The organism is Streptomyces sp. NPDC026301 (genome assembly GCF_055567935.1).
The window spans coordinates 507,828-534,427 of record NZ_JBVHPN010000002.1; the positions used below are offsets into that span (position 1 = coordinate 507,828).

Here is a 26,600-nt window from a genome sequence, read left to right on the forward strand (position 1 = left end):
GTCAGAGCGCCAGCTTCAGGCGTGGGCCGTGGCAGCGGGACACGCAGATGAGCATCGTGTCGCCCGCCGCCCGTTCCGCGTCCGTGAGCAGCTGGTCGCGGTGGTCGGGGGTGCCGGCCAGGACCTCGGTCTCGCAGGTGCCGCAGGTGCCCGCGCGGCAGGACGACAGGACCTGTACCCCGGCGTCCTCGACCGCCTCCAGGATCGAACGGCCCGGCGGCACGCGTACGGTGCGGCCCGAGTCGGCCAGCTCCACGTCGAAGGCCGTGTCCGTGCCGTCGTCGGTGGGCGCCGGGCGGAAGCGCTCGACCCGCAGCGCGCCCTCGGGCAGCCCTGCCGCTCGGCACTGAGCCTCCGCCGCGGCCAGCAGTGCCTCGGGTCCGCAGGCGTACACGAGGGTGTCCGGGTGCGCGTCCCGGAGGAAGCCCGCCAGGTCCAGCAGCCCGTACTCGTCCTCCGGGCGCAGCGTGACGCGCTCCCCGTGTGCGGCGAGCCGGTCGGCGTACGCCATCGAGGCGCGGCTCCGGCCGCCGTACAGCAGCCGCCAGTCGGCGCCCGCGGCCTGCGCGCGGGCGATCATCGGGAGCAGCGGGGTGATGCCGATGCCGCCGGCGAGGAAGAGGCAGCGGGTGGGGGGAGCGGACGGGGGTTCGAAGGGGAAGAGGTTGCGGGGGGCCGAGGCGGTGATCCGGTCACCCGGTGCGAGCCGGTCGTGCACGTACGCCGAGCCGCCGGTGCCCGCGGCCTCGCGCAGCACCGCGATCCGCCACTCCGCCCGTACGGCCGGATCCCCGCACAGCGAGTACGAGCGGGCCAGGCCCGGCGCGAGGTGCAGGTCCAGATGGGCGCCGGGCGTCCAGGCGGGCAGCGCGCCGCCGTCCGGGCGGCGCAGCGACAGCTCGCACACGCCCTCGGCGACGGCCCGCTTGCGCGCGACGACCAGGTCGAGGGGAATGAGGGGGTCGAGGGAGGCGTCGGTCATCGTGCCGACCCCGCGATCATCCGCTCCAGTACCCGCCGCGCGGCCAGCCCGCCCGCGTCGATGCCGATGCTCAACTCCTGTACCCGGCGGCCCTCTTCCTCGGCCATGACCTTCTCGAGGATGTCCAGCGCCGTCACGTCCTGGAGGACGACGGTGCGGTTGAACTCGTGCAGGAAGCTGCTCACGCCCTCGTCCTCGCGCGCGAAGTCCCGCGCCACCAGCCAGAAGTCGTACGTGGTGGTCTCGGTGGACGGGGTGATGGCGTACGCGATCTCGGTGTGGAAGGCGTCCGGGTCGCTGCCGTCCGTGCCCGGTACCGAGCCGACGGGAGCGATCCGGCTGTGCAGCAAGTACAGGCAGGGCGCGTGGTACTCGATGTCCTGCCAGCGGCTGACGCGGCCCTTCAGGCCCGTGGAGTCGGCGTAGAAGGGCGGGCACTCGGCGTCGTCCATGTGCCGGCTCACCCGGACGATGCCGCGCTCTTCGTCGGCCTCGGTGGTGATCGGTGTCTCGGCGACCTCCGGCGTGCCGATGTACCCGGCGTGCAGGAACGTCTCGTGGGAGAGGTCGAGGAGGTTGTCGATGAGCAGCCCGTAGCGGGCCTTGAGCGGTTCCATGCCGCGTACGACGGTCCACTCCGGGTCCGCGAGCCAGGGGGCGCGCGGCACGGCGGACACGTCCGCGCGCGCCGGGTCACCGATCCACACCCACACGAAGCCGTCCAGCTCGGCGAGGGGATACGAGGCGACGCGCGCGGTACGCGGGACCCGGGCCTGACCCGGTACCGAGACGCAGGCGCCGGCCCGGTCGTAGGCGAAGCCGTGGTACCCGCAGACCAGCCGGCCGTCCTCCAGCGCGCCTTCGGAGAGCGGGTAGCGGCGGTGGACGCAGCGGTCGGCGAGCGCGACGGCCTCGCCCTCGGGCGTGCGGTAGAGCGCCAGCGGCTCGCCGCAGACCGTGCGGGCGAGGATCTCCTCGCCGCCGACCTCGCTGCCGTACGCGGCGACGTACCACTGGTCGCGGGCGAATGCGGTGGGAACGGGCATGGCGCGGCCTCCTTGACGCACAGTCCTGCACTCGGGGCACCCGGGCGGCCCCGGGTGTCGCCACAGATTGTGCGGCGCCCCGGAGAGCGGCAAGGCCCTCTTCCAGTAGCTGGAAACATGCGTGCACGGGGGTTGCGCGCCGCGCCTCCTCTGCGTAAGCCGCCCCTCTTATGCGCAAGGGGATGGTCAGAGAACGGGCAGGCTGCGCGAGATGCCCTGTGCGGCGACGCGTACCGCGGGCGCGAGCAGGGCCGCGCGGCCCTCGCTCACCGGGACGACGACCGACAGCGCGGCCACCGCCCGGCCGTCGGGCCCCCGGACGGGCGCCGCCACGGACACCGCGTCCATCGTGATCTGCCGCTCGCTGACCGCCACTCCGGACGTGCGCACGCCCGCGAGCACGGAACGCAGCAGCGCGGGGTCGCCGATGGTGCGCTCGGTGAAGCGGCGCAGCGGCGCGGCACACACCTGCGCGACCACGGAGGGCGGCGCGTACGCCAGGAGCGCGAGGCCCACACCGGTGGCGTGCAGCGGCCAGCGCGCGCCGACCCGCGTGCGCACCCCGACCGCGGAGCGCCCCGAGATCAGCTCGATGTACACCGTCTCCAGGCCGTCCCGTACGGCGAGTTGGACGTTCTCGTGCGTCGCTTCGTAGAGGTCCTCCATGAAGGGCAGCGCGGCCTGCCGCAGCCCCACGCCGCGCCGCGCGAGCACCGCGATCTCCCACAGCCGCAGCCCGATCTCGTACCGGCCGTCCGCGCGGCGTTCCAGCGCGCCCCACTCCGTCAGCTTGCCCGCGAACCGGTGCGCGGTGGCCAGCGGCAGGCCGGCCCGGCGGGCCAGCGCGGTCAGGGTCAGGCTGCGGTGCGCGTCGTCGAAGGCCCCGAGCAGCGCGAGCACCCGGTCGGCGGCCGATCGCCCGCTCCCGTGCCCGGCCTGCGGATCGCGCGGGGCCATCGCGCCACCCCGCCTCCGCTCGCCCGTACGTGAAGCCGCGAGCATAGTGGAGCCCCGGAGAGGCTCCCAGGGCCGGGCCCCCGCCGGGCTCTGAGAGAGTGGGAGCATGAGCACAGCGCACACCGGTACGGGCCACGCGCCCGGTCGTACGGGCCACGCGCCCGGCCACGTCGTCGTGATCGGCGGCGGCATCTCGGGTCTGGCAGCCGCGCACCGCGCGCTCGACGGCGGCGCGCGGGTGACCGTACTGGAGGCGTCCGGGCGGCTCGGCGGCAAGCTGAAGGCCGGCGCGGTCGCGGGCGTACCGGTCGACCTCGGCGCCGAGTCGATGCTCGCCCGGCGCCCGGAGGCGGTGGCGCTCGCCCGGGCCGTCGGCCTCGGCGACCGGCTGCAGCCGCCGTCCACCGCGACCGCCTCCCTGTGGACCCGTGGCGCCCTGCGCCCGATGCCCAAGGGGCACGTCATGGGCGTGCCCGGCGACCCGGCGCCGCTCGCCGCCTCCGGTGTGCTCTCCGAGGCGGGCCTCGCGCGCATCGAGGAGGACGCGGAGCTGCCGCGCACCGAGGTCGGCGAGGACGTCGCGGTCGGCGCGTACGTGGCCGAGCGGCTGGGTCGAGAGGTCGTCGACCGGCTGATCGAGCCGCTGCTGGGCGGGGTGTACGCGGGCGACGCGTACCGCATCTCCATGCGGGCCGCAGTACCGCAGCTCTTCGAGGCCGCGCGGGATCACCGCTCCCTGACGGAGGGCGTGCGCGCCATTCAGGCGCGCACCGCCGCCACCGTCCACCAGACCGGGCCGGCCGCAGCGGGGCCGGTCTTCATGGGCATCGACGGCGGCATCGGCACGCTGCCGGACGCGGTCGCCGACGCGGTACGGGCCAAGGGCGGCGAGATCCACCTGCACACGGACGTGCGCGACGTGCGGCGGACCGGCGAGGAGGGGTGGGAGATCCACACCGAGGGCCGGGTCCTGACGGCCGACGCCGTCGTGCTGGCCTGCCCCGCGCCCGCCGCGGCGCGCATCCTCCGCCACGCGAGCCCCGCCGCCGCCATGGAGCTGGACGGCGTCGAGTACGCCTCCATGGCCCTGGTCACCATGGCCTTCCGGCGCGCCGACGTCGAGCGGCAGCTCACCGGCAGCGGCTTCCTCGTCCCGCCGGTCGACGGCCACAAGATCAAGGCGGCCACGTTCGCGAGCAACAAGTGGGGCTGGATCGACGCCGCTGACCCGGACCTCTTCGTGCTGCGCACCTCGATCGGGCGCCACGGTGACACCGCCGACCTGGCGCGCGAGGACGCCGAGCTGGTGGACCTGTCGCTGCGCGACCTCGGGGCGGCGGTCGGGCTGGCCGCGCGGCCGGTCGACACGACGGTCACCCGATGGGACGGCGGCCTGCCGCAGTACCCGGTCGGCCACCTGGCGCGGGTGGCCCGTATCCACGAGGCCGTCGGCCGGCTCCCCGGCCTCCGGGTGTGCGGCGCGCTCTACGAGGGCGTCGGCATCCCGGCCTGCATCGCGAGCGCCACGAAGGCCGCCGACGCAGTACTGGCCACCCTGACGCCGGGCATTCCGGTCGACGAGTGAGAATGGACGACATGACTGACGCCACCCCTGGGCCCGCGCCCGAGAAGACCCCGAATGCCGGCAAGAAGGCGAAGGACCTCAACGAGGTCATCCGCTACACCCTCTGGTCGGTGTTCAAGCTGCGTGCCGTCCTTCCGGAGGACCGCAGCGGCTACGCCGAGGAGGTCGACGAGCTGTTCGAGCAGCTCGCCGCCAAGGACGTGGTGGTCCGCGGCACGTACGACGTGTCCGGGCTGCGCGCCGACGCCGACATCATGATCTGGTGGCACTCGGAGAGCTCGGACGCGCTCCAGGAGGCGTACAACCTCTTCCGCCGCACCAAGCTCGGCCGCGCCCTGGAGCCGGTCTGGTCGAACATGGCGCTGCACCGCCCCGCCGAGTTCAACAAGTCGCACATCCCGGCCTTCCTGGCCGACGAGGAGGCGCGCGACTACGTGAGCGTCTACCCGTTCGTGCGCTCGTACGACTGGTACCTCCTCCCCGACGAGGACCGCCGCCGGATGCTCGCGGACCACGGCAAGATGGCCCGCGGCTTCCCGGACGTGCGCGCCAACACCGTGCCGTCGTTCTCGCTCGGCGACTACGAGTGGATCCTCGCGTTCGAGGCGGACGAGCTGTACCGCATCGTCGACCTCATGCGGCACCTGCGCGGCTCCGAGGCGCGGCGGCACGTCCGTGAGGAGATCCCGTTCTACACCGGCCGCCGCAAGCCGGTCTCGGAGCTGGTGGCCGGGCTGGCCTGACCGGCCATCGGGCCGGCCCGACCGGCCCACGCCCGGCGGGCCGGACTCCGCACCGGCCGGTCACCGGTCTCACTCCTCGCCGGGCTCGGGCTCCTTGTGCGGCTTGCAGAACGCATCCCGCTCCGGGACCCGCCCGGTGAGCAGATAGTCCTCGGTGTACTTGTTCACGCAGTCGTTCTCGCTGAAGGCGATGCCGTGCGAGCCGGCGCCGCGCTCGGTGACCAGCGTCGACCCCGCCAGCCTGCGGTGCAGCTCCAGCGCGCCCTCGTACGGCGTGGCGCCGTCCCGCTCCGCCGCCAGCAGCAGCACCGGGGGCAGCGCCCCGGGAGCCGTACGGACGTCCAGCGGGCGCTGCTGCAACGTGTGCACCGGCCGGGGCCAGAACGCGCAGGGCAGGTTCATCCACGCGTTGTCCCAGGTCTCGAACGGCGCGGCCTGGGCCACGAGGGTGTTGTCGCGGTCCCACGTAGCCCAGTCCCGCGGCCACTCCGCGTCATTGCACTCCACGGCCGTGTAGACCGCGTCGCCGTTCTCGTCCGGCGCCGCGTCCGCCGGGTCCGGCGCCGCCTGCGCGATCAGCGGCTTCGGGTCGCCCTTGAGGTACTTGGACAGCGCGGCGGCCCGGATGGGCCAGTAGTGGTCGCTGTACCCGGCCGTCAGGAAGGCGGACTGGAGCTGGGCCGGGCCGACCTTGCCGCCCGCCGGCTTGCGCCGCAGCTGCGCGGCCGCCCGGTAGTACGACTTCCCCACCGCGTCCGCCGTCGTGCCGAGGCGGTACGTCTTGTGGTGCTTGGCCACCCAGGTGCGCCAGTCGTGCCAGCGGCCCTCGAAGGCGATGTTCTGTTCGAGGTTGCTGCGGTACCAGATCTGGTCCGGGTCCGGGTTCACGACGCTGTCGAAGACCATGCGGCGCACGCGGTCGGGGAAGAGCGTCGCATACACGGCCCCGAGGTACGTGCCGTACGACGCGCCCATGAAGGTGAGCTTCTTCTCGCCCAGTGCCGCGCGCAGCATCTCCAGGTCACGCGCGTTGTTCAGCGTGTTGTAGTGCGGCAGCGCAGAGCCGGCCCGGCGCGCGCAGCCCGCCGCGTACTCCTGCGCCTCCTTGATCTTGTGCTGCTTGAAGCGCTCGGAGGGGTGCACCGGGCTGTCCGAGGGCGCCTTGGCGGACTGCTTCGGGTCCTCGCACGAGAGCGGCGCCGACCGCCCCACCCCGCGCGGCGCGTAGCCGACGAAGTCGTACGCCTTGGCCGTGCGGCGCCACTCGGGCAGCTCGGCGTACATGGGGAAGGCCATCGCGGAGCCGCCGGGGCCGCCGGGGTTGTAGAGCAGCGCGCCCTGCCGCTCGCGCGCGGGGCCACTGGCGCGCCGCCTGCTGACCGTGAGGTCGATCTTCTTGCCTTCGGGGTGCGCGTAGTCCAGGGGGACGCTGACCTTGCCGCACTCGACGCCGGACGGGAGGTGCTCCACGGGGGCGCAGCGGCCCCATGAGATCTTCTTCGGGGCGGGCGCGGTCCTCTCCGGGACGGGCGTGGGGAGCCCGGTCACCGCGCCGTCCGCCGGAGCGGCCGCCAGTGTGCCCAGGACCAGTGACCCGATGGCGCCGAACAACGCTACTGCCTTCACAAGCCGTCCCTTCGTGGGTCACCGTGCCGCCTCCGAACGGCGTCACCGTGTGTGACAAAAGGGATACTTGAGTGGGGACTTGATGATGTAAAGCACCGGGCGCCGGTGTCGGAAGGGATGCCCCGGAAGAGACCGTGCGGGAGCGCGGAGTGGCTCCCCCGAGGTCAGTGCTTCCCCTCCGGCGCGGGCGTCGAGGCGGCGGGCGGCAGCGAGTACGTCGCGGACGGGGTGGCGGGCTCGGGCGGTACGGGCGGCGCCGACGGTGTCGGCGGTACGGGCGGCGGCGCGGCCGGGGACGTCGGCGAGCTCGACGCCTGCGTGTCCCGCGCGATGCCGTCGAAGTCCACCAGACCGGTGCGTTCGAGCACGGTGATGTGGTCGAGCACGGTCGTGTTGGCGTCGTCCGCCAGCCCGCGGACCAGCGAGTTGCGGGTGGTCGCGCGGACCTGGGCGACGACCGTGAAGACCCTGCCGTGCGCCAGCCGCAGGATGTTGGCGAACTTCTGGTCGTACTCGGCGCCGCGCGCGGCCGCCAGCTCGGACAGCCAGCCCCGCTGCTGGTCGTTGGGCTGGTTGGGCAGGTCGACGCCGAGCTGTGCGGCCACCTCCCGTACGTGCCGGTCGAGTTCGGTGTGCCCGGTCACGAGGTGCTCGCCGGCGGTCCGTACGGCCTTGGTGGTGCCGCGCTCCTCCGCCTGCTGCCCGGCCGGCAGCTCCCACAGCCCGGCCAGCCGTACCTTGGTCACGAAGTCGCGGTCGAGCGCGGAGAGCGGGCCGGAGCGGGTGGCCACGGTGCCCGCGTCGGGGTCGGTGCCGGCCGCCGACAGCCCGGCGAAGGACAGGATGGGGAAGAGCAGTGCGGCTGCCGTCGCGACGAGTGCGGCGACGACGAGACCGGTTCCGGTGACGGATCGCATGGTGCCTCCTGGTGCGGCACCGCACGCTAATCGGGCCGGCCCGGCCCGCGCCCCCCGTTCGCCGAACCCCGCTCAACGGGGGGCGGGTGTTGGTACGTTGGCGGGTTTCCGGGCCCGGGGAGGCCCCCGGGGCCGCTCTGGCGGGCGTTCAGCTACCCGAGCCGCACCACGTCCCGGCGCTGTCCCCGGCCGCGCTCCAGTCGGCCCCCGGGCCGGTCGAGGACACCGCCGCGGCCGCCGCGCTGCCGGCCGCTGCCCGCTGCGCCTCCAGCAGGTGGTCGCGCAGTACCCGGTCCACCAGCACCGCCACGCCGCCGACGGCCACGGTGAGCGCGGCGGACCGGTCCGCCGGGCCGGCGACGGCCGCCCTGTTCGCCGTACGGAACCGCTTCAGGGCCCGCTTGCCGGCCTTCGTGATGCGGCGGCGCACGGCGCTCCGGCACAGCGTGCCGACGAAGATCCCCGCGAACACCGCGGGCGTCACCTTGAGCACGAACGGCATGTTCTGCGGGTACTGCGGAGCGCCGTCGTCCAGCGCCCCCGTCACCGACTGGAAGATGCCGAGGAAGAAGACGCACATGCACGCGCCGATCTGCAGCCGGGCCAGCTGCCGCCAGCGCCGGCCCGCCTCCGGGCGGCGCAGCAGGCCGCGGTCGGCCAGCCGGTCGCCGATCTGCTGGACGGCCGCGCTGCGCATGACCGTGGGGCGCAGCCGCGTCAGCGAGCCGCCGGGCGTGCGCGCGAGAGCTTCCAGCACCGCGGACTCGACCGGGTCGTGCGAGACGGCGGGGCGGCGCGCGGTGACCGTTCCGGGGCCGCCGATCGCCAGCCGGCCATCGCCGTGCATCCCGGCGATCGCCGCGTCGGCGACCCGGCCGGGACCGCCGGCGAGGAAGGCGTTCTCCCAGAGGTCGTGCGAGGGCACGTCGACGAGCGCCGTCCGGGGGGACGGCGCGGCGCGGCGGGTGTGGACCGTACCGGCGATGAGCACCACTGAGGAAGCGGCGACGGCCCAGTACACCAACTGCGCGAAGGACAACGTGATTACCTCCCACTCCGGGGTCTGTCCCCACTCCGGGGTCTGTCGACATACTCCACCCGCGAGGCGCCCGCCGGCACGCCCAGGGGTGCGCTCCGGCCGCCGTCCGCCGTACCGCCCGGGTCCGGACCGTCGTCCTTGGGGCGGTCCGGCGAGCCGGCCGTCGCGTGGCCCGTCCGGGGCAGCAGGCCGGTCACCTTACGGGCCAGCCGGGCCAGCCGTGCGGCGGGGCGGGCCGACGGCGGGACGGGGCCCGAGCGCTCGCGCCACCACTGTGTCAGCTCCCGCCGCGCGGCGGGGTGCGCCGGCAGGCCGAGGGCGAGCAGATGGCCGGCGAAGTCCAGCGCGTCGCGGCGGTAGCCGCCCCGCATCGGCCGGCCCTGCGCGTAGTCCAGGAAGGCGCTGCGGTAGTCCGCGCCCAGTATGCCGGGCAGCTCCGGCGCGACCGCGGCGATCACGTCGGCGCGCTTGGCCGCCAGCGCGCGCCGCTGCACGGCCAGCCGCTCCCCGTCGAACCCCGCGGGGTCCGGCTCGCCCGCCACCAGCGCCGCCAGCAGCTCCTCCTGCGCGGCGGCCAGCCGGGGGCGGGCCGCTTCGGTCTGCTCGGACGGCGGGTCGGCCTTCTTGGAGGCCGGGCCGGCACCCTTGGACGGCGGGTCGGTCTCCTTGGACGCCGGGTCGGTCCGGTCGCCGGATTCCGGCTCGGGCCGGGGCGCGGGCGCGGCCCGCAGCGAGGTCGTTTCGACGACGGCCCGGATCGCGTCCAGCTCGGCGGCGAGCTCCTCCGCCGCCGGGAAGTTCTCGTCGCGTTCGAGGAGGACGCCGGGCGGGCCGACGCGGGCGCACAGCTCGGCCAGTACGTCCAGGACCGGCTGCGTCACGGGGTGGGCGTGGCTGTCGTGCCACACCCCGTCCCGCTCGAAACCGCCCGCGACGTGGACGTACGCGATCGCCTCCACCGGCAGCGCGGCGAGCGCGGCCGCCGGGTCCTCGCCCCGGTTGACGTGGTTGGTGTGCAGGTTCGCCACGTCGATCAGCAGCCGTACGCCGGTCCGCTCCACGAGTTCGGCGAGGAACTGTCCCTCGGTCAGCTCCTCGCCCGGCCAGTTGACCAGCGCCGCGATGTTCTCCAGCGCCAGCGGTACCGGCAGCGCGTCCTGCGCGATGCGTACGTTCTCGCACAGCACGTCCAGCGCGTCGTACGTCCGCGGTACGGGCAGCAGATGCCCCGCCTCCATGCGCGGGCCGCCGGTCGGCTCGCCCCCGGCCCGTACGAAGGCGATGTGCTCGGTGACGAGGGGCGCGGCGAGCGCCTCGGCGCGCTCGGCCAGCGCGGCCAGCCGTCCGGCGTCCGGCCGCTCGGCGCCGCCCAGCCCGAGCGAGACGCCGTGCGGCACGACGGTCGTGCCGCGGGCGCGCAGCGCTTCCAGGGCGGGCGGCAGATGGCCGGGGCAGATGTTCTCCGCGACGACCTCGACCCAGTCGATGCCGGGCAGCCGCGCGATGCCGTCGGCGATCTCCGGCCGCCAGCCGATGCCGGTACCCAGCCGCACCTGGCGTGCCCGCCGCTCCCGGTGGTCCGTACGCCCCGGCTGCTGCCCCCGGTGGCCGGTGCGCCCTGGCTGCTGCCCCCGGTGGCCGGTGTGCCCTGGCTGCTGCATGGTCCCCCTCCACTCCCGACTCCGCGTATTCCGTACTCATCACCCCTCTGCGGAGGACGAACCATCGGCGGACCGGGTTCAGAGCCGGATCTGAGCTTTTCCCCGTCTTTGCGCGTCTTTCCGCAGCGTACGGGGGGCCGGTGCCGCCGGCGCGGCGTCAGCGGGCCGTCTCGGCGGCCACCGCGGCGCCGAGCCCGAAGAGGACGGTGCCGGTGAGCTGTTCGAGGCGGCGGCGGACGCGCGGCCTGCGGAAGACGGCCCGCGCGCGGTGCACGGCGAGGGTGACGCTGCCGAGCCAGACGACGCCCAGTACGGCGTGGACGGCGACGAGCATCAGGGTGGTCGCCACGACCGGCGCGCCGTGCGGGATGAACTGCGGCAGCAGCGACATGTACACCACGCCGACCTTCGGGTTGAGCACGTTCGTCAGCAGCCCGGTGCGGAAGGCGCGCCACGGGGTCTGCGGTTCCTCGGGGGCCGCCGCGCTGTCCACCGTGCCGTCTGCCGTGCTGCTCCCGGCGGTCGCCGTGGCGGTGCGCCGCGCGCTGCGCAGCGCCTGGAAGCCGAGCCACATCAGGTACGCGGCGCCCGCGATCCGCAGCCCGTCGTACGCGACCCGGGACGCCGACAGCATCGCCGTCAGCCCGGCCGCGCCCGCCAGCCCCCACACGAAGCAGCCCGCCGCGATGCCGAGCGCGGAACACAGCGCGGCGCGCCGCCCCGAGCCGAGCGCGGTGCGCAGCACGACCGCGAAGTCCGGACCGGGGGAGACGGTCAGCAGGGCGGCGACGACCGTGAAGCCGAGGAGTGAGGTGAGCATGTAAAGAACGGTACGTGCTCCGGCGGACTCCACGACGGCCGCGGGGTGTCCGGCTGGTTCTGCGTCCGGCTCGTGCTGCGGGGGCCCTGGCTCGTGCTGCGGGGCCCCGGCTCGTCCTGCGGGGCCTCCGGTCTGCGTCGCCGGGCGTCCGGCCCGGTCCCGGCTACCGGCGGGTGAACTCCGGCTGGGTCACCGTGTCGACCCGGGTCGGGCGGCCGAGCAGGGCCACCTCCCGGAACTGCCACAGCAGCGCACCGGTCGGCGCGTGGATCACCATCCCCGGGCGCAGCGGCATCTGCAGCAGCGGCCCGCCGTCCGGGGCCGTCACCCACCGCGGCAGGTCCGGCTCCCGCAGCCGCCGCAGCGGTACGTGGTGCACCGACTGGACCTCGTCCGGGGCCGGCCGCGGCAGCGCCGGCCCGCGTGGGACGACGACCAGCGGCGTGATGATGAACCCGGAGTCGGTACGGAAGTCGTCCAGGTACCCGGCGATCTCCTCGGGGCCGGCGTCGACCGAGGTCTCCTCGGCCAGCTCCCGCAGCGCGGCCGCCTCCGCCGTCTCGCCCTCGTCCAGGCGGCCGCCGGGGAGCGCCCACTGCCCGGCGTTGCGGCCGCGCGGCGCCCGCTTGATCACCAGGACGTGCGGCTCGTCGCGGTACGGGAGCACGGTGAGGCACACAGCGGCGCGGCGCACGCCCTCGGGCACGGCGATCTCGCGCCGTTCGAAGGCCGCGAGGTTGGCGCGCAGGGCGGCTTCGAGCCGGGACGGATCCGCGAGGTCCGCTTCCTTCAACGTCGACATCGGCATCATCACGATGTACCACGACCGGACGCCTGTTCCCACCCCTGTGTGGACGTTCACCGGCTCCTTCTGCGTACCTTCACTCGCTCTTGCCCGGGCCGCAGGCTCTTGGTCCCATGGGGGGAGGGGCGGGATCCGGCGCCGCGGCGGTCTCCCGCCGGAGGCGAGTCCCGCGAGGGGTGCGCGAGGGGTGCACGAGGGCGCGAGGGGTGATGTCCGTGGAACCGACGTCGGACGACCCGGACCGGTTCTTCCTGCCGCCGGACGACCCGGACCGGTTCTCCCTGCCGCCGGACGACCCCGACCGGCTCTTTCTGCCGCCGGACGACGATCTCGCACCGAACCGCCCCGGGGAAGTGCTCCGCACCCACCTGGCCGCTCACCCCCTCGACGGCCCCGCGCTCCTCGCGGCCCGGCTCCTGGGCCGGCGGCCCGTACAGGACGAGTGGCGGCGCCGGCTCGCCGCGGAGTGCGCGGTGGGCGCGGAGCTGGAGCGGCTGGGCCGCGGCGGCTGGCACGTGCTGCACTCCCTGCCGCTGCCGCCCGGCAGCGAGATCAGCCACCTGCTCATCGGGCCGGGCGGGGTCTTCTGCCTCGCCACGGAGTACGTGCGTGCCGCGCGCGTACGGGCCGACGCCACCGACGTGCGCCCGGGGCGCGGCCGGCGCCCGCAGCCGTACGTGCGCCGGAGCCGGCAGCGCGCCGAGCGCGCGACGTACGCCCTGAGCCGCGGCTGCGGTTTCCCGGTGCCCGCCCGTCCCGTACTGGTCCTCGTCGGCCCGCGCCACATAGAGCGGCTGCCGGAGCAGCCCGGGCCGGAGGCTCCTGGCGACGCGGAGACGAAGGGCGACGACGCGGACGTACGCCTCGTGGCCGGCGCGCAGGCGGTCACCGCGCTCGGCGCCATCGGCGGCGTACTGACCCCCGCGACCGCCGACCGCGTCCACACCGTCGCCCGGAACCGCCGCACGTGGCAGGGGGTTTGAGGCCTGCCCATCACGGGGAACGGGGCCTGGGGCCGGGTGGCCTCATCGCTCGGTTCGGTCCCTCATCCGCCCCCTTCCGCCCCCCTTCCGTCCCGTCCGCCGCGGCTACCGCAGCGCCGGGTGATCGGCGACGACCGTGCAGGAACCCGGGGCGATCTCCGTGAACCCCGCGTCGCGGACGACGGGCAGGCCGCTGCGGGTCAGCTCCGCCCACCGGTCCGGCTCCGCCGTGCGCACCGACAGCGGGAAGCCGGCCGCCTGCCAGGCGGCGCGCTCGGGCCCGGACAGCTCCCACCATGCAAGCTGCGCGCCGTGGCCCGCCTGGGCCATCGCCTTGCCCGCCGACATCTCCAGCTCCGGGCTCAGCCAGAGCACGGGCCCCGCCGCGTCGGGCGCACCCGGCGGCTCCGGGTCGTCCAGCTCCGTACCCGACACCTGGAGCTTGGCCAGCTCCTTGGGCCAGCCGTCCAGTGGCACCGGCGGGAAGACCCGCACCTCGGCGGAATCGCCGGTGACCGTGATGCCCGGCAGCTCCGTCGCGCGGCGCCACTCCGCGCCCCGGGCCCGCCGTACGACCTTGCGGATGCGGGCGTCCTGCCAGTCCCGCACGGCCGCGGCCCACTCGCCCTCGTCCAGCGAGCGCGTGTCCGAGAGCAGCACGAGGACCGCCCGCGCCGCCGTCTCCAGCGCGTCCGTACGCGCCGGCGGTGCGGCCTTCTCCATCCGGACGACCAGCGGCAGCACGAACTGCGGTGCCGTGTCGCGGTCGGTCTCGGTATTACCGGTGCTGTGGGTCTCGGTGCTGCTCACGGTTTCAGTCTGCCAGCAGGCACTGACAATCCCCGGCGCGGAGCCGTCTGCCGGGCCTCCTTGGCGGAGGGGAACGTTCCGGGCGATCATCCTCACCATGCAGAGCGAACTCTTCTCGTCCGAGAACTTGGTCACCGCGGCCACCGCCCCGGGCATGACCCTCCAGAACGCCAAGTCGGTCAAGTACGTGGTGGACGGCGAGTGCTACGCGCGCCAGGGCTCGATGGTCGCCTTCCGCGGCAACCTGCAGTTCGAGAAGCAGGGCCAGGGGGTGGGCAAGTTCCTCAAGCGCGCGGTCACGGGTGAGGGGCTGGCTCTGATGGCCGTGCGCGGCCAGGGGGAGGTGTGGTTCGCGCACGAGGCACAGAACTGCTTCATCGTCGACCTCGCCCCCGGAGACAGCATCACCCTCAACGGCCGCAACATCCTGTGCTTCGACGCCACGCTGTCCTACGAGATAAAGGTCGTGAAGGGCGCCGGAATGACCGGCGGCGGGCTCTTCAACTCCGTGTTCACCGGGCACGGCCAGCTCGGCGTGATGTGCGAGGGCAACCCGATCGTCATCCCCGTCAGCCCGCAGCTGCCGGTCTTCGTGGACACCGACGCGGTGGTCGGCTGGAGCGCCGCCCTGAAGACCTCGCTGCACCGCTCGCAGAGCGTCGGGTCGATGATCCGCGGCGGCTCGGGCGAGGCCGTCCAGCTGCGCCTGGACGGCGAGGGATTCGTGATCGTACGGCCCAGCGAGGCCAAGCCCAGCCAGGCGTCGAACGGCTGAGGCGCGGGACCGGGCACTGAGTCGGACACCGGCACGAAGGCGAACACCGGGATGAAGCTGCACAAGGTACGGGCATGAAGCTGCGCAACGTGGGGCGGCGTTACGGGCTGCGCGGCCCCTGGGTGCTGCGTCACGTCGACCTCGAAGTGCCGCGCGCGTCCCTGCTGCGCATCGAGGGCACGAACGGCAGCGGCAAGTCCACGCTGCTCCGGATGCTCGCCGGGATCGACGCACCGAGTACGGGCCGCGTCACAGGACGCCCGCGCGCCGCGTACGTACCGGAGCGCTTCCCCGCCGCCCTGCCCTTCACGGCCCTGGAGTACCTCGGCCATCTCGGGCGCGTCCACGGGCTGCGCGGTGCCGCGCCGGCCCGCCGGGCCACCGAGTGGCTGGAGCGCTTCGGGGCGGCGGGGCACGCCCGTACGCCGCTCGCCGAGCTCTCCAAGGGCACCAGCCAGAAGGTCGCCGTCGTACAGGCGCTGCTGGCCGAGCCCGAACTGCTCGTCCTGGACGAGGCGTGGACCGGCCTGGACGGCACGGCGCGCGGCACGCTCGACCGCGCCGTGGCCGAGCGCGTCGCGGCCGGCGGCACCGTCGTGTTCGTCGACCACGACCCGGCCCGCCTGGCCGGCGCCGCGCATGCCTGCTACCGGGTCGTGGACGCGGGCCTGCGCCCGCAGGACGCGCACTCGTACGCGACGGACGCCACCCCGGGGCCGCGCGTGACCGTGGTGGCGCAGGGCCCGCCCGGCGCCGCCCCGCCGCCCGGCCTCCCGGGCGCGCCCGTTACCGGGCCAGGCCCGGACGGCACGACCCGGCTCACCGTTCCCGCCGCGCACTCCGACCCGCTGCTGCGCGCTCTCCTCACAGCCCGCCCGCCCTGGCACATCCACGCCGTGGCCCCCGAGGGCGCCCGCCACGCGCCGACCGCACCGAGGCCCGATACCCTGTGATCCCGCTGCTCCGCTACCACTTCGCGCTGCTCATCGGCTCGCACCGCTGGCTGCCGCCCGCCCTCCTGTACGCCGCCTTCGTGGCGATCGGCATCCGGGCCGGCGATCCGGTGCTCGACGGGTTCGGCTACGCCGCGGCCCCGCTGCTGCCCGTGGCCGTGTGGCTGGTGCGAGCCGGCGTGACCGGCGAACCGCCCGCGGCGCGGGCCTGCACCGCGGCGGCCGCGGGCCCCGGCCGCGCGCACCTGGCGGCCGTCCTGACCGCGGCACTGACCACGACGGTCCTCGGGGCGCTCGGTACGGGCTTCGTCGCGCTGGTCTCCGACCCGCACAGCGCCGATCACCGCACCGCGGTACCGCTGGGGCCCGCGACCCTCGCCGGGGCGCTCACGGCGCTCTCCTGCGTCCTGCTGGGCACAGCAGCCGGCGCGCTGGCCAACTGGCCGGTGCTGCGCAGTACCGGGTGGGCGGTGCCCACGGGCGCGCTGGCCGCCCTGCTGCTGCTCGTCACCGCGGCCTCGCCCGCGAACGCCGCGGTCAGCGGCCTGGTCACCGGCTCGGCCCACGGCACGGTGACCGTGCCCTGGCTGCCGCTGGCCGCCGCCGCCCTGATCGCCGCCGCGGCCGTCGCGGCGGCCTGCGCGCTCAGCTCCCGGCGTACCTGAGCGGCGACGGCAGTAGGCTCGGGACCATGCCGCCCGCCACCCAGCACCCCGCCTCCGAAGACGCGCCGCAGGCCGCCCCCGAAGAGGCGCCGAACGCCGTGCCCGAAGACGCGCCGCTCGCCGAGTGCGTCCTGTGCCGTGAGCCCACCGAGTACCCGGAGTCCACCCCGGGCATCGTCCTGTGCCCGGTCTGCGAGTGGCAGGAAGCCCAGCGCACCGCCTGTTCGGGCTAGTCGGTCGGCCCGTACGGGCGGTGCGCGCGCTCAGCCCCGGAGGGCGGTGAGTACGGTCAGAACGGCCCCGTCACCGCGAACGTCGTCCCCGGCGTGTAGCAGTTCACGTACATCGTGCGCCCGTCCGGCGCGAAGGTGACGCCCGCGAACTCGCCCCACTCCGGCTTCTCCGGCGTCCCGATGTTCTGCCGGCCGCGCGCCATCGGGTACACCGCGCCCTGCCGCGTCAGCCCGAAGACGTGCTGAGCGCCGTCCCCGTCCTCGCACACCATCAGGCCGCCGCTGGGCGCAAGGCAGATGTTGTCGGGAGACTCGCCGGGCAGCTGCAGATCGCTGTCCGGACCGAAGACGACCACCAGCGTCAGAGAGCGCCGCTTCGGGTCGTACCGCCACACCTGCCCGTAGTGGTCGGCGGCCGAGCCCTGGTCCCGGTGCGCGAAGCTGGACACGAAGTACACGCAGGAGCCGCCCCAGTAACAGCCCTCCAGCTTCTGGGCGTGCGTGATGCCCTTCGTGCCGAAGTCCTGGAAGCGGATGGGCGTCTGCTTCGCGAGCGGGTCCGGGACGTCCACCCACTCGATGCGGTCGAACGTCGCGCCCGTCTCCTTGATGGCGGAGAGGTCCTTCACCCCCGGTACGCGCATCGCCTGCAGCCGGCCGCCCGCGCGCAGCGAACCGGTGCCGCCCAGCGGCTTGTTCGGGTGGAAGCGGTAGAAGAGCCCGAACGGCTTGTCGAACGCGTCCTCGGTCTCGTAGACCGTGCCGTCCCGGGGGTCCACCGCGATCGCCTCGTGCTGGAAGCGGCCCATGTCCGTGAGGGGGACGGCCCCGGTGCGCCGCGGGTCGTACGGATCGACCTCGAAGATGAAGCCGTGGTCCTTGGTGTAGCCCTCCTCGCCGGCCTTGAGCTCGGTCTCCTCGCAGGTCAGCCAGGTGTTCCAAGGGGTGGGGCCGCCCGCGCAGTTGGTGGAGGTACCGGCGATGGCGACCCGCTCGGAGACCACCTCGTTGTGCGCGTCGACCTCGATGGCGGTACAGCCGCCCTCGCCCATCGGGTCGTAGGTGATGCCGGGCACGGTGGGCACGGCGGAGCGGGACTTGCGGCGGTTCTCGTGGTTGCGCACCAGGTGCGTGTGACCCCCGCGGCCTCGGAAGGCCGCCATGCCGTCGCAGTTGCTCGGTACCTTGCCCTCACCGGAGGGCAGCGGGGCGCCCTCACGGGACAGCACCTTGTAGCGGAAGCCCTTCGGGAGGTCGAGCAGGCCGTCGGGGTCGGGAACCAGCGGTCCGTAACCGCTCCGGCCCGTCGACTGGGCGACGGCGGTACCGGCGAAGATCTCCGAGACGGCGCCCGAGAAGGCGATTCCCGCCCCCACAGCGCCGGTTCTTGCAAGGATCTGACGTCGTGTTGCGGACATGAGGCAACTCCCTGCTGGCGGACAGGTGATGTGACCGCACGTGTGTACCACGTCACAACGCCGCCGGGAACCACGCGCGTAGAGTGTTGTGGAGCACCCCTGAAGGGCGCGGGGCCCGTCTCCGGGCCGTGCCGCGGCCCCGCTCCCGTACTGCTCCGGCCCTGCCTCTGCGGGCCCTACTTCTCCGTCAGTTGCTTCGCGTCCCGGGCGAGCGCCGTCAGCCGGGATATCGCGCGGAAGTACTTCTTGCGGTAGCCGCCGTTGAGCATCTCCTCGCTGAACAGCTCGTCGAACGGCTTGCCGGACGCCAGCACCGGCACCTCGCGGTCGTAGAGCCGGTCGGCCAGCACCACGAGGCGCAGCGCCGTGGACTGGTCCGGTACCGCCTGTACGTCCGTCAGGCAGACGGCCCGGATGTCGTCGCACATCGCGCCGTAGCGGCTCGGGTGCACCTTCGAGAGATGGTCCAGCAGGCCGGGGAAGTCGTCGAGCGAGGCGCCGGGCGTGGCGTACGCGACCCGGGTGACGGTCTCGTCGTCGAACGGCGCCGGCGCCTCGGGCAGCCCGCGGTGGCGGTAGTCCTCGCCGTCGATGCGCAGCGGCCGGAAGTGCGCGCTCAGGCCCTGGATCTCGCGCAGGAAGTCGGCGGCGGCGAAGCGGCCCTCACCGAGCTTGCCCGGCAGCGTGTTCGACGTGGCCGCCAGTGCCACGCCGTGCTCGACCAGCTTGGCCAGCAGGGAGGAGACGAGCACCGTGTCACCGGGGTCGTCCAGTTCGAACTCGTCGATGCACAGCAGGCGGTGGCCACTGAGGGTGCGCACCGTCTCCTGGAAGCCGAGCGCGCCGACCAGGTTGGTCAGCTCCACGAAGGTGCCGAACGCCTTGAGCTCCGGTGCAGCCGGCGTGGCGTGCCACAGGGACGCCAGCAGGTGGGTCTTGCCGACGCCGTAGCCACCGTCCAGGTAGACGCCGCGCGGCCCCTGGGGTGCGGCGGGCTTCTTCGAGAACCAGCGCCGCTTGCCCCCGGAGGGGCTCGCGCTGCCCCCGATGCTCGCCGCGAAGGAGCTGAGCACCTGTACCGCCTCGGCCTGGCTGGGCTGCGCCGGGGCCGGGATGTACGTCTCGAAGCGCGCGCTCTGGAAGCGCGGCGGCGGCACCATCTCCGCGACCAGCCGGTCGGCGGGGACGTGCGGGGCGCGCGCGGTGAGCGCGGCCGGGGCCGCGTCGTCCGAGGGGCCGGCGGCGGCCTGGCCGGTTATCGGAGCGGGCTGTGAGGGCGACGAGGGCGTGGAAGGTGACACAGCGCTCCAGCCTAGTCGCTGCACGGCACGGCCCGGACCGCTGAGCGAGGCATGTCACACGGCCGTCTCCGTGCCACACTGCGGCCTATGCGACGTCTGTTCCCCTCTCCCGCCCAGTCCGTGCCGTCCGGAACCGCACTGTCCGAAGGAACCGCCGGAGATGCGGTGTCGCCGCCGCCGGACGGGTACCGGGAGTGGATGGAAGACCGGGAATGGACCTTGGAGGAGCTGGCGGAGGCGTACGCGTATCCGGAGGCGGCGGGCGCGGCAGCGGCCGGTACGGAGGCGTCGCACGGCTGGCTGCGCGCCAACATGGTGTCCTCGGTGGACGGCGCCGCGCACCATGAGGGCCGCTCGCAGCCGCTCTCCAGCGACGCCGACATGCGGATCTTCGGGGTGCTGCGCGGGCTGGCCGACGCGGTGGTCGTCGGCGCCGAGACGGTGCGTCAGGAGGGCTACCGGCCGGCCAGGGCGCGCGAGGCGTTCGCCGCGCGGCGGGCGGCGGCCGGGCAGGGGCCCGCGCCGGCGATCGCCGTGGTGAGCGCGAGCCTGGACCTGGACTTCTCGCTGCCCCTCTTTACGCAGCCTCTGGTGCCCACGGTCCTGCTGACCGGCGCCGCCGCCGACGAGGACCGGGTGCAGGCCGCGCGGGAGGCCGGCGCCGAGGTGGTCTTCGTCGGGGAGGGCGCGGCGGTGGACCCCGCACGGGTGACCGGCGCGCTCGCGGACCTGGGGCTGACCCGGCTGCTGACGGAGGGCGGGCCGCGGCTGCTCGGCCAGTTCGCCGCCGCGGGCGCGCTGGACGAGCTGTGCCTGTCGCTCGCGCCGCTGGTGACGGTGGGTGACGCGCCGCGGATCATGAACGCGCCCGGTCTGGCGGTCCCGGAACGGTTCCGGCTCGCGTCCGTACTCGAAGAAAACGGATTCCTGTTCACCCGGTACCGCCGCCCATGAACCGTTTCATCACAGCTCCGCGGCGTTCGGCGGAATTTCCCGTTCCGCTTAGCTTCCATTGGGCACACTGAAGGAGCAAAGGCCCCGTCCTGGGACGGGGCAGGATGGTTTCTGTCGGACCACCGCTCCGTGGCGGTCCATGAAGCGGAGAAGAAGGGCACGCGTCGTGTTCACGAGCGTATTGATGATCGAGAAGCCTCTGTCGCCCGCCGACGTGGAGTTCGTCACCACGCTGCACGGCAATGACGAGGTCTCCTTCGTCGTCCTCATGCAGCCGCGCGGCAAGCAGGACGTCCTGCTGCGGGCCATCGACGACGTCGCCCTCGGCGAGTTCGACGAGGCGGTACGGGAGGGGGACGAGCCCGAGGGCCCGCAGGCGGAGCCGCCTGCCGAGCGGGCCCTGTCGCACACGCTGCTGCAGCTGCGGAACGCGGGCGCCGAGGCCATCGGACAGGTGGTCGAGGACCATCCGCTGGACCTGTTGCGGTCGGTCGTCGACCAGACGGGCGCGGACGAGGTGATCGTGCTGACCGCCCCGCACTTCGTCGAGGAGTTCTTCCACCGCGACTGGGCCTCCCGCGCCCGCCACAAGGTCGGCGTGCCCGTACTGAAGCTGTTCGCGCACGCGCCGGGCGAGCCGGCGGGGGAGGCGGGCGAGGCGGCCGGCAGCTGACCGCGGAGGCCGGCAGCGGGCTTCCCGGCCGCCCGAGCCGCCCCGGCCGCCGACAGTCCCTCACAGCCCCTCGCAGTCGCTCACAGAGCCCTCAGAGGCTCTCAGGCGCCCGCCGGCGCCCCCGTACCGACCCGCCCGTCCCGTACCTCCACGACCGCGTCCACCGCGCCCAGGTGCGACCGGTCGTGCGTGACGAGGACGGTCGCCGTGGCCCGCTGATGAGTGAGCGTGGTCAGCAGGTCCAGGACCGCCGCGCCGCGCTCCTGGTCCAGCGCGCTGGTCGGCTCGTCGACCAGGAGGACGGCCGGGTCGTTCATCAGCGCCCGCGCGATGTTGATCCGCTGCCGCTGGCCGCCCGAGAGCTGGTGCGGCCGGCGGTCCGCCTGCTCCGCGAGCCCCACGGCGGCCAGCAGCTCCTTCGCGCGCGGCGCGGCCTTACGGGGCGAGCGCCCGTCCAGGTGGGCCATCGCCTGCAGCTGCTCGGCGGCGGTCAGTGAGGGCAGCAGGTTCGGCTGCTGGAAGACCATGCCGACCTTGTCGCGGCGGAGCGCGGTCAGCCGCGCCCGGCTCAGCCCGGTGGTGCCGACGCCGTCGATCGTGACGGTGCCGCGGTCCGGGGTGATCAGGGTGGCGGCCACTGCCAGCAGGCTGGACTTCCCCGACCCCGAGGGGCCGAGTACCGCGGTCATGGTGCCGGCGGGCACGTGCAGCGACACCGCGTCCAGTGCCGTCAGCCGGGAGCCGCCGTCAGGGTAGGTGAGGGTCACATCGGTCAGGTCGAGGCTCATCGGGTGCTCCACGGGGCGGTCGGTGCGTTACGGGGGCGGGAGCCCGGCGCCGTACGGGGACGGTGGTGGCTCGGTGTCATCGGGCGCTGCCCAGGGCCGTCAGTGGGTCCACGAAGGTGATGCGGCGGATGGACAGCGCGGCGCCCACCGCACCCAGCGTGATCATGATCAGCGCGGGGACCAGCACGGTGGCCGGCTCCAGTACGAAGGGCACGGTGCCGCCGACCGCCGCGCCCACCCCGGCGGCGAGCGCGGTGCCCAGGCCCGTACCGAGGACCAGCAGGACGACGGCCTGGCCGAGCGCGTCCTTCAGGAGGTAGCGGGTCGAGGCGCCGAGCGCCTTCAGTACGGCCACGTCGCCGCTGCGCTGGATCGTCCACACGGTGAAGAACGCGCCGATGACCAGCGCCGAGATGGCGAAGAGGAAGCCGCGCATCAGTTGCAGCGAGCCGTTCTCGGCGGTGAAGGACCCGATCGCCTGCAGGGCGTCCGCTGAACTCACCGTCTTCGTGCCGAGCTTCTTGTCGGCGGCCGCGAGGTCACCGGCCCCGGCGCCCCCGGTGGTCAGCGCGAGGACGGTCGAGCCCCCGGTACCGCGCGCGGCGGCCGGGGCGCCGCCCACCCGCTGCCAGTCGTCCAGCGAGGTCCACACGACGGGCGTATGGCTGTACATCGCCTCGCCCGACACGGCGGCGACCCGCAGCCGCTGCCCGGCCAGCGTGAAGCGGTCCCCGGCCCGTACTCCCAGCTCGTCGGCGGCCTTCTGGGAGAGCACGGCGGCACCGTGCGCGATCCGCCGTGACTCGGGCGCCAGCGGGGAGCCGGGGCGCACCCCGAAGGCGGACAGCGCCGCGTTCCGCGCCCCGGACTCGGCCTTCGTGGTGGCGATGCCCAGCGGCTCGGCCCGGTCCACCCCGGGCTCCCCGGCCCAGCGCTCCGCCGCCCCCGCACTGAGGTGCGAGTCGGTGAACGACACGTCGTCGCCCTGCGCCGGCGCGGAGAAGACGAGGTGGTCGGCGGGGAGCGAGGTGATCGCCGAGGTGTTCTCGCGGCCGAGGCCGGCCGTCAGGCCGGACAGCAGCCCCACCAGCACGGTGATCAGCACGATGACGGTCCCCATCAGGGCGAACCGCCCCTTGGCGAACCTCAGGTCCCTCCAGGCGACGAACACGGCCTCGGAGCTCCTTTGCGCACGGTGCCGGGCCCGCTGCCCGGCGACTGCTCCCAACCTCGCCGCAACGGGGTGTGCCGGGCATCGCGCCGGGGACGGCTTCGCCGGTATCGAAAGGGCGCCGACCCGGTCAACCTTTCGGTTGATGCCGCCGTACGGGGCGCCGCCTAGCCTTGATGCTGTCGTGAACCCGCACTCCCTCACCCCCGTCCTCCGGGTGCTGCGCCTGTGCCTGCACCTGATGGTCGCCGCGCTGCTGGCCCTCGCCGCGATCCGGGCGGCCGCCGAGCACGCGCCCGACACGCCGGCCGTCATCGGAGCGGCCGTCGTGCTGGCCTTCGTGTACGCACTGGGGCCCGTCCTCCCGAAGGTCTCCGCGGCCCCCGTGGCCGCCGCCCTCTGGCTCGCCGCCGTACTCGCCGTATGGGCCGTACTGGTCCTGCTCACCCCGGACGGCGTATGGCTCGCCTTCCCGCTCTTCTTCGTGCAGCTCCACCTGCTGCCCCTGAGGTGGGCGCTGCCCCTCGTCGTGGCCACCACGGCCGTGGCCGTGGGCGGCTTCGGGTGGCACGCCCGTACCTTCACCATCGGTACCGTCCTCGGGCCCGCACTCGGGGCGGCCGTCGCGGTCGCCGTCGTCCTCGGGTACCAGGCGCTGTACCGGGAGAGCGAGGAGCGCCGCCGCCTCATCGAGGAGCTCACCGCGGCCCGCAGCGACCTGGCCGCCGCCGAACGCACCGCCGGCGTCCTGGCCGAGCGCGAACGCCTCGCGCGCGAGATCCATGACACCCTCGCCCAGGGCCTGTCCAGCATCCAGCTGCTGCTGCGGGCCGCGGAACGGGTCCTGCCCGACCGTCCCGACAGCGCGCTCGGCCACGTACGGCACGCCCGTGAGGCCGCCGTCGACAACCTCGCCGAGGCCCGCCGCTTCGTACGCGCCCTCACTCCGCCCGGCCTGGAACACGGCTCGCTGCCCGCCACCCTCGAACGGCTGTGCGCCACTACGGCGCGTACCAGCGGCCTCGCCGTGCACTGCCACGTGTCCGGTACGCCCGCGGAACTGCCCACCCCGCAGGAGGTCGCCCTGCTGCGCATCGCCCAGTCCGCGCTGGCCAACACCGTGCAGCACGCCGCGGCGACCCGGGCCGAGCTGACGCTGAGCTACATGGACACCGAGGTCGCCCTCGATGTCGTCGACGACGGCACCGGATTCCGGCCGTCCGAGGTCCCGGCCCCGGGCACGGACACCGCGGGCTCCGGCTTCGGCCTCGCCGCGATGCGCGCCCGGGCCCGCGCCCTGCACGGCACCTTCGTGGTCGAATCGACACCGGGGGAGGGCACGGCCGTGGCAGTAACCCTGCCCACGGCTGCCCCGGCCCCCGAGGCCGCGACCTCCACCCCACTCCCGGAACAGGCCCCGTGACCGACACCCCGCGGACCAGCGACCGCGCCCCTGAGGACAACGCCCCAGAGAGCGACGCCCCTGACGACAACGCCCCCGAAGGCGGCCGCATCCGGCTCCTCCTGGCCGATGACCACCCCGTGGTGCGGGCCGGGCTGCGGGCCGTGCTGGAGACCGAGCCGGACTTCGAGGTCGTCGCCGACGTGCCCACGGCGGAGGAGTCCGTGGCGCTCGCGGCGCGGCCGGGCATCGACGTGGTCCTCATGGACCTCCAGTTCGCCGGTGAGATGCGCGGCCCGCAGGCCACCGCCGAGATCACCGCCCGGGACGGCGCGCCGCGCGTGCTGGTGCTCACCACGTACGACACCGACGCCGACATCCTCGCCGCCATCGAGGCCGGTGCCACCGGCTACCTCCTGAAGGACGCGCCGCCCGAAGAGCTGGCCGCCGCCGTCCGGACCGCCGCCGCCGGGAAGTCCGCGCTCGCGCCGGCCGTCGCGCTGCGCCTGATGGACCGGATGCGCACGCCCGCCGCGGCCCTCTCGCGCCGCGAGACCGAGGTGCTCCAGCTGGTCGCCGACGGCCTGTCCAACGCGCAGATCAGCAAGCGGCTCTTCCTCAGCCAGGCGACCGTGAAGTCCCACCTCGTGCACATCTACACCAAGCTCGAAGTGGACTCCCGTACGTCCGCGGTCGCGGCGGCGACGGCACAGGGACTGATCCGGCGCTGACGCGGCGCGGGGCGGCCGGGCGACCGGCCGTGGCCGGGATTGTCAGTGGGGGGTGCGAGAATCATGCCCGACGGACAACACTGACCGGCGACCGCCGGCCGACCGTCCGAGCAGACCGACCGACCAGGGAGACGTCACGATGGCACCCGGCATCCCCGCCGCGATGGACCGACCGCACTTCATCGGCATCGGCGGCGCCGGCATGTCCGGCATCGCCAAGATCCTGGCGCAGCGCGGCGCCGCCGTCGCGGGCAGCGACGCCAAGGAGTCGGCGACCGTGCTGGCCCTGCGCGAGGCCGGCGCCACGGTCCACATCGGCCACGCAGCCGAGCATCTCGCCGCCGACGCCACCAGCGTCGTCGTCTCCTCCGCGATCCGCGCGGACAACCCCGAGCTGGCCGCCGCCGCCGAGCGCGGCATCCCGGTCGTGCACCGCTCCGACGCCCTCGCCGCCCTCATGGACGGCGCGCGCCCGATCGCCGTCGCCGGCACGCACGGCAAGACGACCACCACGTCCATGCTGGCCGTCGCCCTCACCACCCTCGGCCTGGAGCCGTCGTACGCGATCGGCGGCGACCTCGACGCGCCCGGCTCCAACGCCCAGCACGGCACGGGCGACATCTTCGTGGCCGAGGCGGACGAATCCGACCGCAGCTTCCACAAGTACACCCCCGACGTCGCGATCATCCTCAACGTCGAGCTGGACCACCACGCGAACTACGCCTCGATGGACGAGATCTACGAGTCCTTCGAGACCTTCGTGGGCCGGGTGCGCCCCGGCGGCACCCTCGTGATCTCCGCGGACCACGCCGGTGCCCGCGAGCTGACCACCCGTATCCGCGGCCGCGAGGGCCTGAACGTCGTCACGTACGGCGAGGCCGAGGACGCGGACGTACGCGTCTTCAAGATCAACCAGCGCGGCCTGACCAGTGAGGTCAGCGTCGTCCTGGCCAGCGGCAAGGTCCTCACCTTCACCGTCTCCGTGCCCGGCCGGCACTACGCCCTCAACGCCGTCGCCGCGCTCGCCGCCGGCATCGCCCTGGGCCTGCCGCCGCACAACCTCGCCTCCGCGCTCGGTTCCTACACCGGCGTCAAGCGCCGCCTCCAGCTCAAGGGCGAGGCCAAGGGCGTCCAGGTCATCGACTCGTACGCGCACCACCCGACGGAGATGACCGCGGACCTCGAAGCGATCCGGGGCGCCGCCGTCGACTCCCGCGTCCTCGTCGTCTTCCAGCCGCACCTCTTCTCCCGCACCCAGGAGCTGGGCCGGGAGATGGGCCAGGCGCTCGCCCTCGCCGACGCCTCCGTCGTCCTGGACATCTACCCGGCCCGCGAGGACCCGATCCCGGGCGTGACCAGCGACCTGATCATCAAGGCCGCCGAGGCCGCCGGCGCGACGGTCGCCGCCGAGCACGACAAGTCCGCGGTCCCGGACGTCATCGCAGGAATGGCGGGCCCCGGCGACCTTGTTCTCACCATGGGAGCGGGCGACGTGACCGAGCTGGGCCCCGAGATCCTCGCCCGCCTCGACGCCTGACCCAGTACGCCGGCCCGAAGGAGCG

Annotated in this window: 26 protein-coding genes; 12 read left to right on the forward strand and 14 right to left on the reverse strand. The window is 74.2% G+C overall.

Features of this window, described 5'->3' with window-relative positions; translation table 11 throughout:
- Position 1: 1 nt before the first annotated feature.
- From ACZ4MH_RS05370 to ACZ4MH_RS05380, 3 genes are all read right to left on the reverse strand, one after another.
- Positions 2-982 carry a PDR/VanB family oxidoreductase gene (locus ACZ4MH_RS05370; RefSeq protein WP_351599603.1) on the reverse strand — a complete coding sequence of 327 codons (981 nt, stop codon included), beginning with the start codon at positions 980-982 and terminating at the stop codon, positions 2-4.
- Positions 979-2,028, reverse strand: coding sequence for an aromatic ring-hydroxylating dioxygenase subunit alpha (locus tag ACZ4MH_RS05375; protein ID WP_351599602.1), 1,050 nt, complete (start codon positions 2,026-2,028; stop codon positions 979-981). The genes ACZ4MH_RS05370 and ACZ4MH_RS05375 overlap by 4 nt, the downstream gene beginning before the upstream one ends.
- A 186-nt stretch (positions 2,029-2,214) precedes the next feature.
- Positions 2,215-2,985 carry an IclR family transcriptional regulator gene (locus ACZ4MH_RS05380; protein ID WP_351599601.1) on the reverse strand — a complete coding sequence of 257 codons (771 nt, stop codon included), beginning with the start codon at positions 2,983-2,985 and terminating at the stop codon, positions 2,215-2,217.
- A 106-nt stretch (positions 2,986-3,091) separates the two neighbouring features.
- On the opposite strand from ACZ4MH_RS05380, the gene hemG reads away from it, so the two are divergent.
- Both hemG and hemQ read left to right on the forward strand, forming a co-directional pair.
- Positions 3,092-4,570 carry a protoporphyrinogen oxidase gene (hemG, locus tag ACZ4MH_RS05385; protein ID WP_351599600.1) on the forward strand — a complete coding sequence of 493 codons (1,479 nt, stop codon included), beginning with the start codon at positions 3,092-3,094 and terminating at the stop codon, positions 4,568-4,570.
- Between the two features lie 2 nt (positions 4,571-4,572).
- Positions 4,573-5,313: a hydrogen peroxide-dependent heme synthase gene (gene hemQ / locus ACZ4MH_RS05390; protein WP_351599599.1), complete on the forward strand. Its 741-nt coding sequence runs from the start codon at positions 4,573-4,575 to the stop codon at positions 5,311-5,313.
- A gap of 69 nt (positions 5,314-5,382) precedes the next feature.
- Here the strand turns inward: hemQ and ACZ4MH_RS05395 are convergent, their stop codons facing one another.
- The 6 genes from ACZ4MH_RS05395 to ACZ4MH_RS05420 form a co-directional block, all read right to left on the reverse strand.
- Positions 5,383-6,939, reverse strand: coding sequence for an alpha/beta hydrolase (locus ACZ4MH_RS05395; protein WP_351599598.1), 1,557 nt, complete (start codon positions 6,937-6,939; stop codon positions 5,383-5,385).
- A 164-nt stretch (positions 6,940-7,103) separates the two neighbouring features.
- Positions 7,104-7,856, reverse strand: coding sequence for a DUF4142 domain-containing protein (locus ACZ4MH_RS05400; RefSeq protein ID WP_351599597.1), 753 nt, complete (start codon positions 7,854-7,856; stop codon positions 7,104-7,106).
- Positions 7,857-8,004: 148 nt separating this feature from the next.
- Positions 8,005-8,895 carry a TIGR04222 domain-containing membrane protein gene (locus ACZ4MH_RS05405; RefSeq protein WP_351599596.1) on the reverse strand — a complete coding sequence of 297 codons (891 nt, stop codon included), beginning with the start codon at positions 8,893-8,895 and terminating at the stop codon, positions 8,005-8,007.
- A 5-nt stretch (positions 8,896-8,900) separates the two neighbouring features.
- On the reverse strand, positions 8,901-10,448 hold the full coding sequence (locus tag ACZ4MH_RS05410; RefSeq protein WP_467754200.1) for an MbnB/TglH/ChrH family RiPP precursor modification enzyme: 1,548 nt from the start codon (positions 10,446-10,448) through the stop codon (positions 8,901-8,903).
- Between the two features lie 265 nt (positions 10,449-10,713).
- A complete protein-coding gene (locus ACZ4MH_RS05415; protein WP_351599594.1) occupies positions 10,714-11,376 on the reverse strand; it encodes a LysE family translocator in 663 nt (220 codons plus the stop codon).
- Between the two features lie 163 nt (positions 11,377-11,539).
- Positions 11,540-12,178, reverse strand: coding sequence for an NUDIX hydrolase (locus ACZ4MH_RS05420; RefSeq protein WP_351599593.1), 639 nt, complete (start codon positions 12,176-12,178; stop codon positions 11,540-11,542).
- Between the two features lie 218 nt (positions 12,179-12,396).
- Here ACZ4MH_RS05420 and ACZ4MH_RS05425 point away from each other — a divergent pair, with 218 nt between their 5' ends.
- Complete coding sequence (locus ACZ4MH_RS05425) at positions 12,397-13,164, forward strand: nuclease-related domain-containing protein (RefSeq protein WP_351599592.1); 768 nt, start codon at positions 12,397-12,399, stop codon at positions 13,162-13,164.
- A gap of 105 nt (positions 13,165-13,269) precedes the next feature.
- On the opposite strand, the gene ACZ4MH_RS05430 is transcribed toward ACZ4MH_RS05425, so the two are convergent.
- Positions 13,270-13,974 (reverse strand): aminoacyl-tRNA hydrolase, encoded by a 705-nt coding sequence (locus tag ACZ4MH_RS05430; RefSeq protein WP_351599591.1) that lies wholly within the window; start codon positions 13,972-13,974, stop codon positions 13,270-13,272.
- A 97-nt stretch (positions 13,975-14,071) separates the two neighbouring features.
- Here ACZ4MH_RS05430 and ACZ4MH_RS05435 point away from each other — a divergent pair, with 97 nt between their 5' ends.
- The 4 genes from ACZ4MH_RS05435 (at position 14,072) to ACZ4MH_RS05450 (ending at position 16,600) form a co-directional block, all read left to right on the forward strand.
- Entirely contained in the window at positions 14,072-14,749 is a 678-nt protein-coding gene (locus tag ACZ4MH_RS05435; protein ID WP_351599590.1) for an AIM24 family protein, read from the forward strand.
- A 74-nt stretch (positions 14,750-14,823) separates the two neighbouring features.
- Complete coding sequence (locus ACZ4MH_RS05440; protein WP_467754135.1) at positions 14,824-15,702, forward strand: ATP-binding cassette domain-containing protein; 879 nt, start codon at positions 14,824-14,826, stop codon at positions 15,700-15,702.
- The gene (locus ACZ4MH_RS05445) at positions 15,699-16,367 is read left to right on the forward strand and encodes an ABC transporter (protein WP_467754137.1); all 669 of its coding nucleotides are present in this window, start codon (positions 15,699-15,701) and stop codon (positions 16,365-16,367) included. Before ACZ4MH_RS05440 ends, ACZ4MH_RS05445 begins: the two co-directional genes overlap by 4 nt.
- Before the next feature lie 26 nt (positions 16,368-16,393).
- Positions 16,394-16,600, forward strand: coding sequence for a hypothetical protein (locus tag ACZ4MH_RS05450; protein ID WP_351595634.1), 207 nt, complete (start codon positions 16,394-16,396; stop codon positions 16,598-16,600).
- 56 nt (positions 16,601-16,656) lie between these two features.
- On the opposite strand, the gene ACZ4MH_RS05455 is transcribed toward ACZ4MH_RS05450, so the two are convergent.
- Both ACZ4MH_RS05455 and zapE read right to left on the reverse strand, forming a co-directional pair.
- Entirely contained in the window at positions 16,657-18,018 is a 1,362-nt protein-coding gene (locus tag ACZ4MH_RS05455; protein ID WP_351595637.1) for an alkaline phosphatase PhoX, read from the reverse strand.
- A gap of 176 nt (positions 18,019-18,194) precedes the next feature.
- Complete coding sequence (gene zapE / locus ACZ4MH_RS05460; RefSeq protein ID WP_351595721.1) at positions 18,195-19,277, reverse strand: cell division protein ZapE; 1,083 nt, start codon at positions 19,275-19,277, stop codon at positions 18,195-18,197.
- A gap of 129 nt (positions 19,278-19,406) precedes the next feature.
- Between zapE and ACZ4MH_RS05465 the strand changes: the two genes are divergently transcribed.
- Together ACZ4MH_RS05465 and ACZ4MH_RS05470 are read left to right on the forward strand one after the other, a co-directional pair.
- Positions 19,407-20,273 carry a pyrimidine reductase family protein gene (locus ACZ4MH_RS05465; RefSeq protein WP_467754140.1) on the forward strand — a complete coding sequence of 289 codons (867 nt, stop codon included), beginning with the start codon at positions 19,407-19,409 and terminating at the stop codon, positions 20,271-20,273.
- A 166-nt stretch (positions 20,274-20,439) separates the two neighbouring features.
- Positions 20,440-20,946 carry an indole-3-glycerol phosphate synthase gene (locus tag ACZ4MH_RS05470; protein WP_351595642.1) on the forward strand — a complete coding sequence of 169 codons (507 nt, stop codon included), beginning with the start codon at positions 20,440-20,442 and terminating at the stop codon, positions 20,944-20,946.
- Between the two features lie 101 nt (positions 20,947-21,047).
- On the opposite strand, the gene ACZ4MH_RS05475 is transcribed toward ACZ4MH_RS05470, so the two are convergent.
- Entirely contained in the window at positions 21,048-21,734 is a 687-nt protein-coding gene (locus ACZ4MH_RS05475; RefSeq protein WP_351595644.1) for an ABC transporter ATP-binding protein, read from the reverse strand.
- 76 nt (positions 21,735-21,810) lie between these two features.
- On the reverse strand, positions 21,811-22,905 hold the full coding sequence (locus ACZ4MH_RS05480; protein ID WP_351595647.1) for an ABC transporter permease: 1,095 nt from the start codon (positions 22,903-22,905) through the stop codon (positions 21,811-21,813).
- Positions 22,906-23,050: 145 nt separating this feature from the next.
- Between ACZ4MH_RS05480 and ACZ4MH_RS05485 the strand changes: the two genes are divergently transcribed.
- From ACZ4MH_RS05485 to murC, 3 genes are all read left to right on the forward strand, one after another.
- Positions 23,051-24,328: a sensor histidine kinase gene (locus ACZ4MH_RS05485; RefSeq protein ID WP_351595650.1), complete on the forward strand. Its 1,278-nt coding sequence runs from the start codon at positions 23,051-23,053 to the stop codon at positions 24,326-24,328.
- A gap of 89 nt (positions 24,329-24,417) precedes the next feature.
- The gene (locus ACZ4MH_RS05490; protein WP_351595724.1) at positions 24,418-25,038 is read left to right on the forward strand and encodes a response regulator transcription factor; all 621 of its coding nucleotides are present in this window, start codon (positions 24,418-24,420) and stop codon (positions 25,036-25,038) included.
- Between the two features lie 139 nt (positions 25,039-25,177).
- Positions 25,178-26,575, forward strand: coding sequence for a UDP-N-acetylmuramate--L-alanine ligase (gene murC, locus ACZ4MH_RS05495; protein ID WP_351595653.1), 1,398 nt, complete (start codon positions 25,178-25,180; stop codon positions 26,573-26,575).
- The last annotated feature ends 25 nt before the right edge of the window (positions 26,576-26,600 follow it).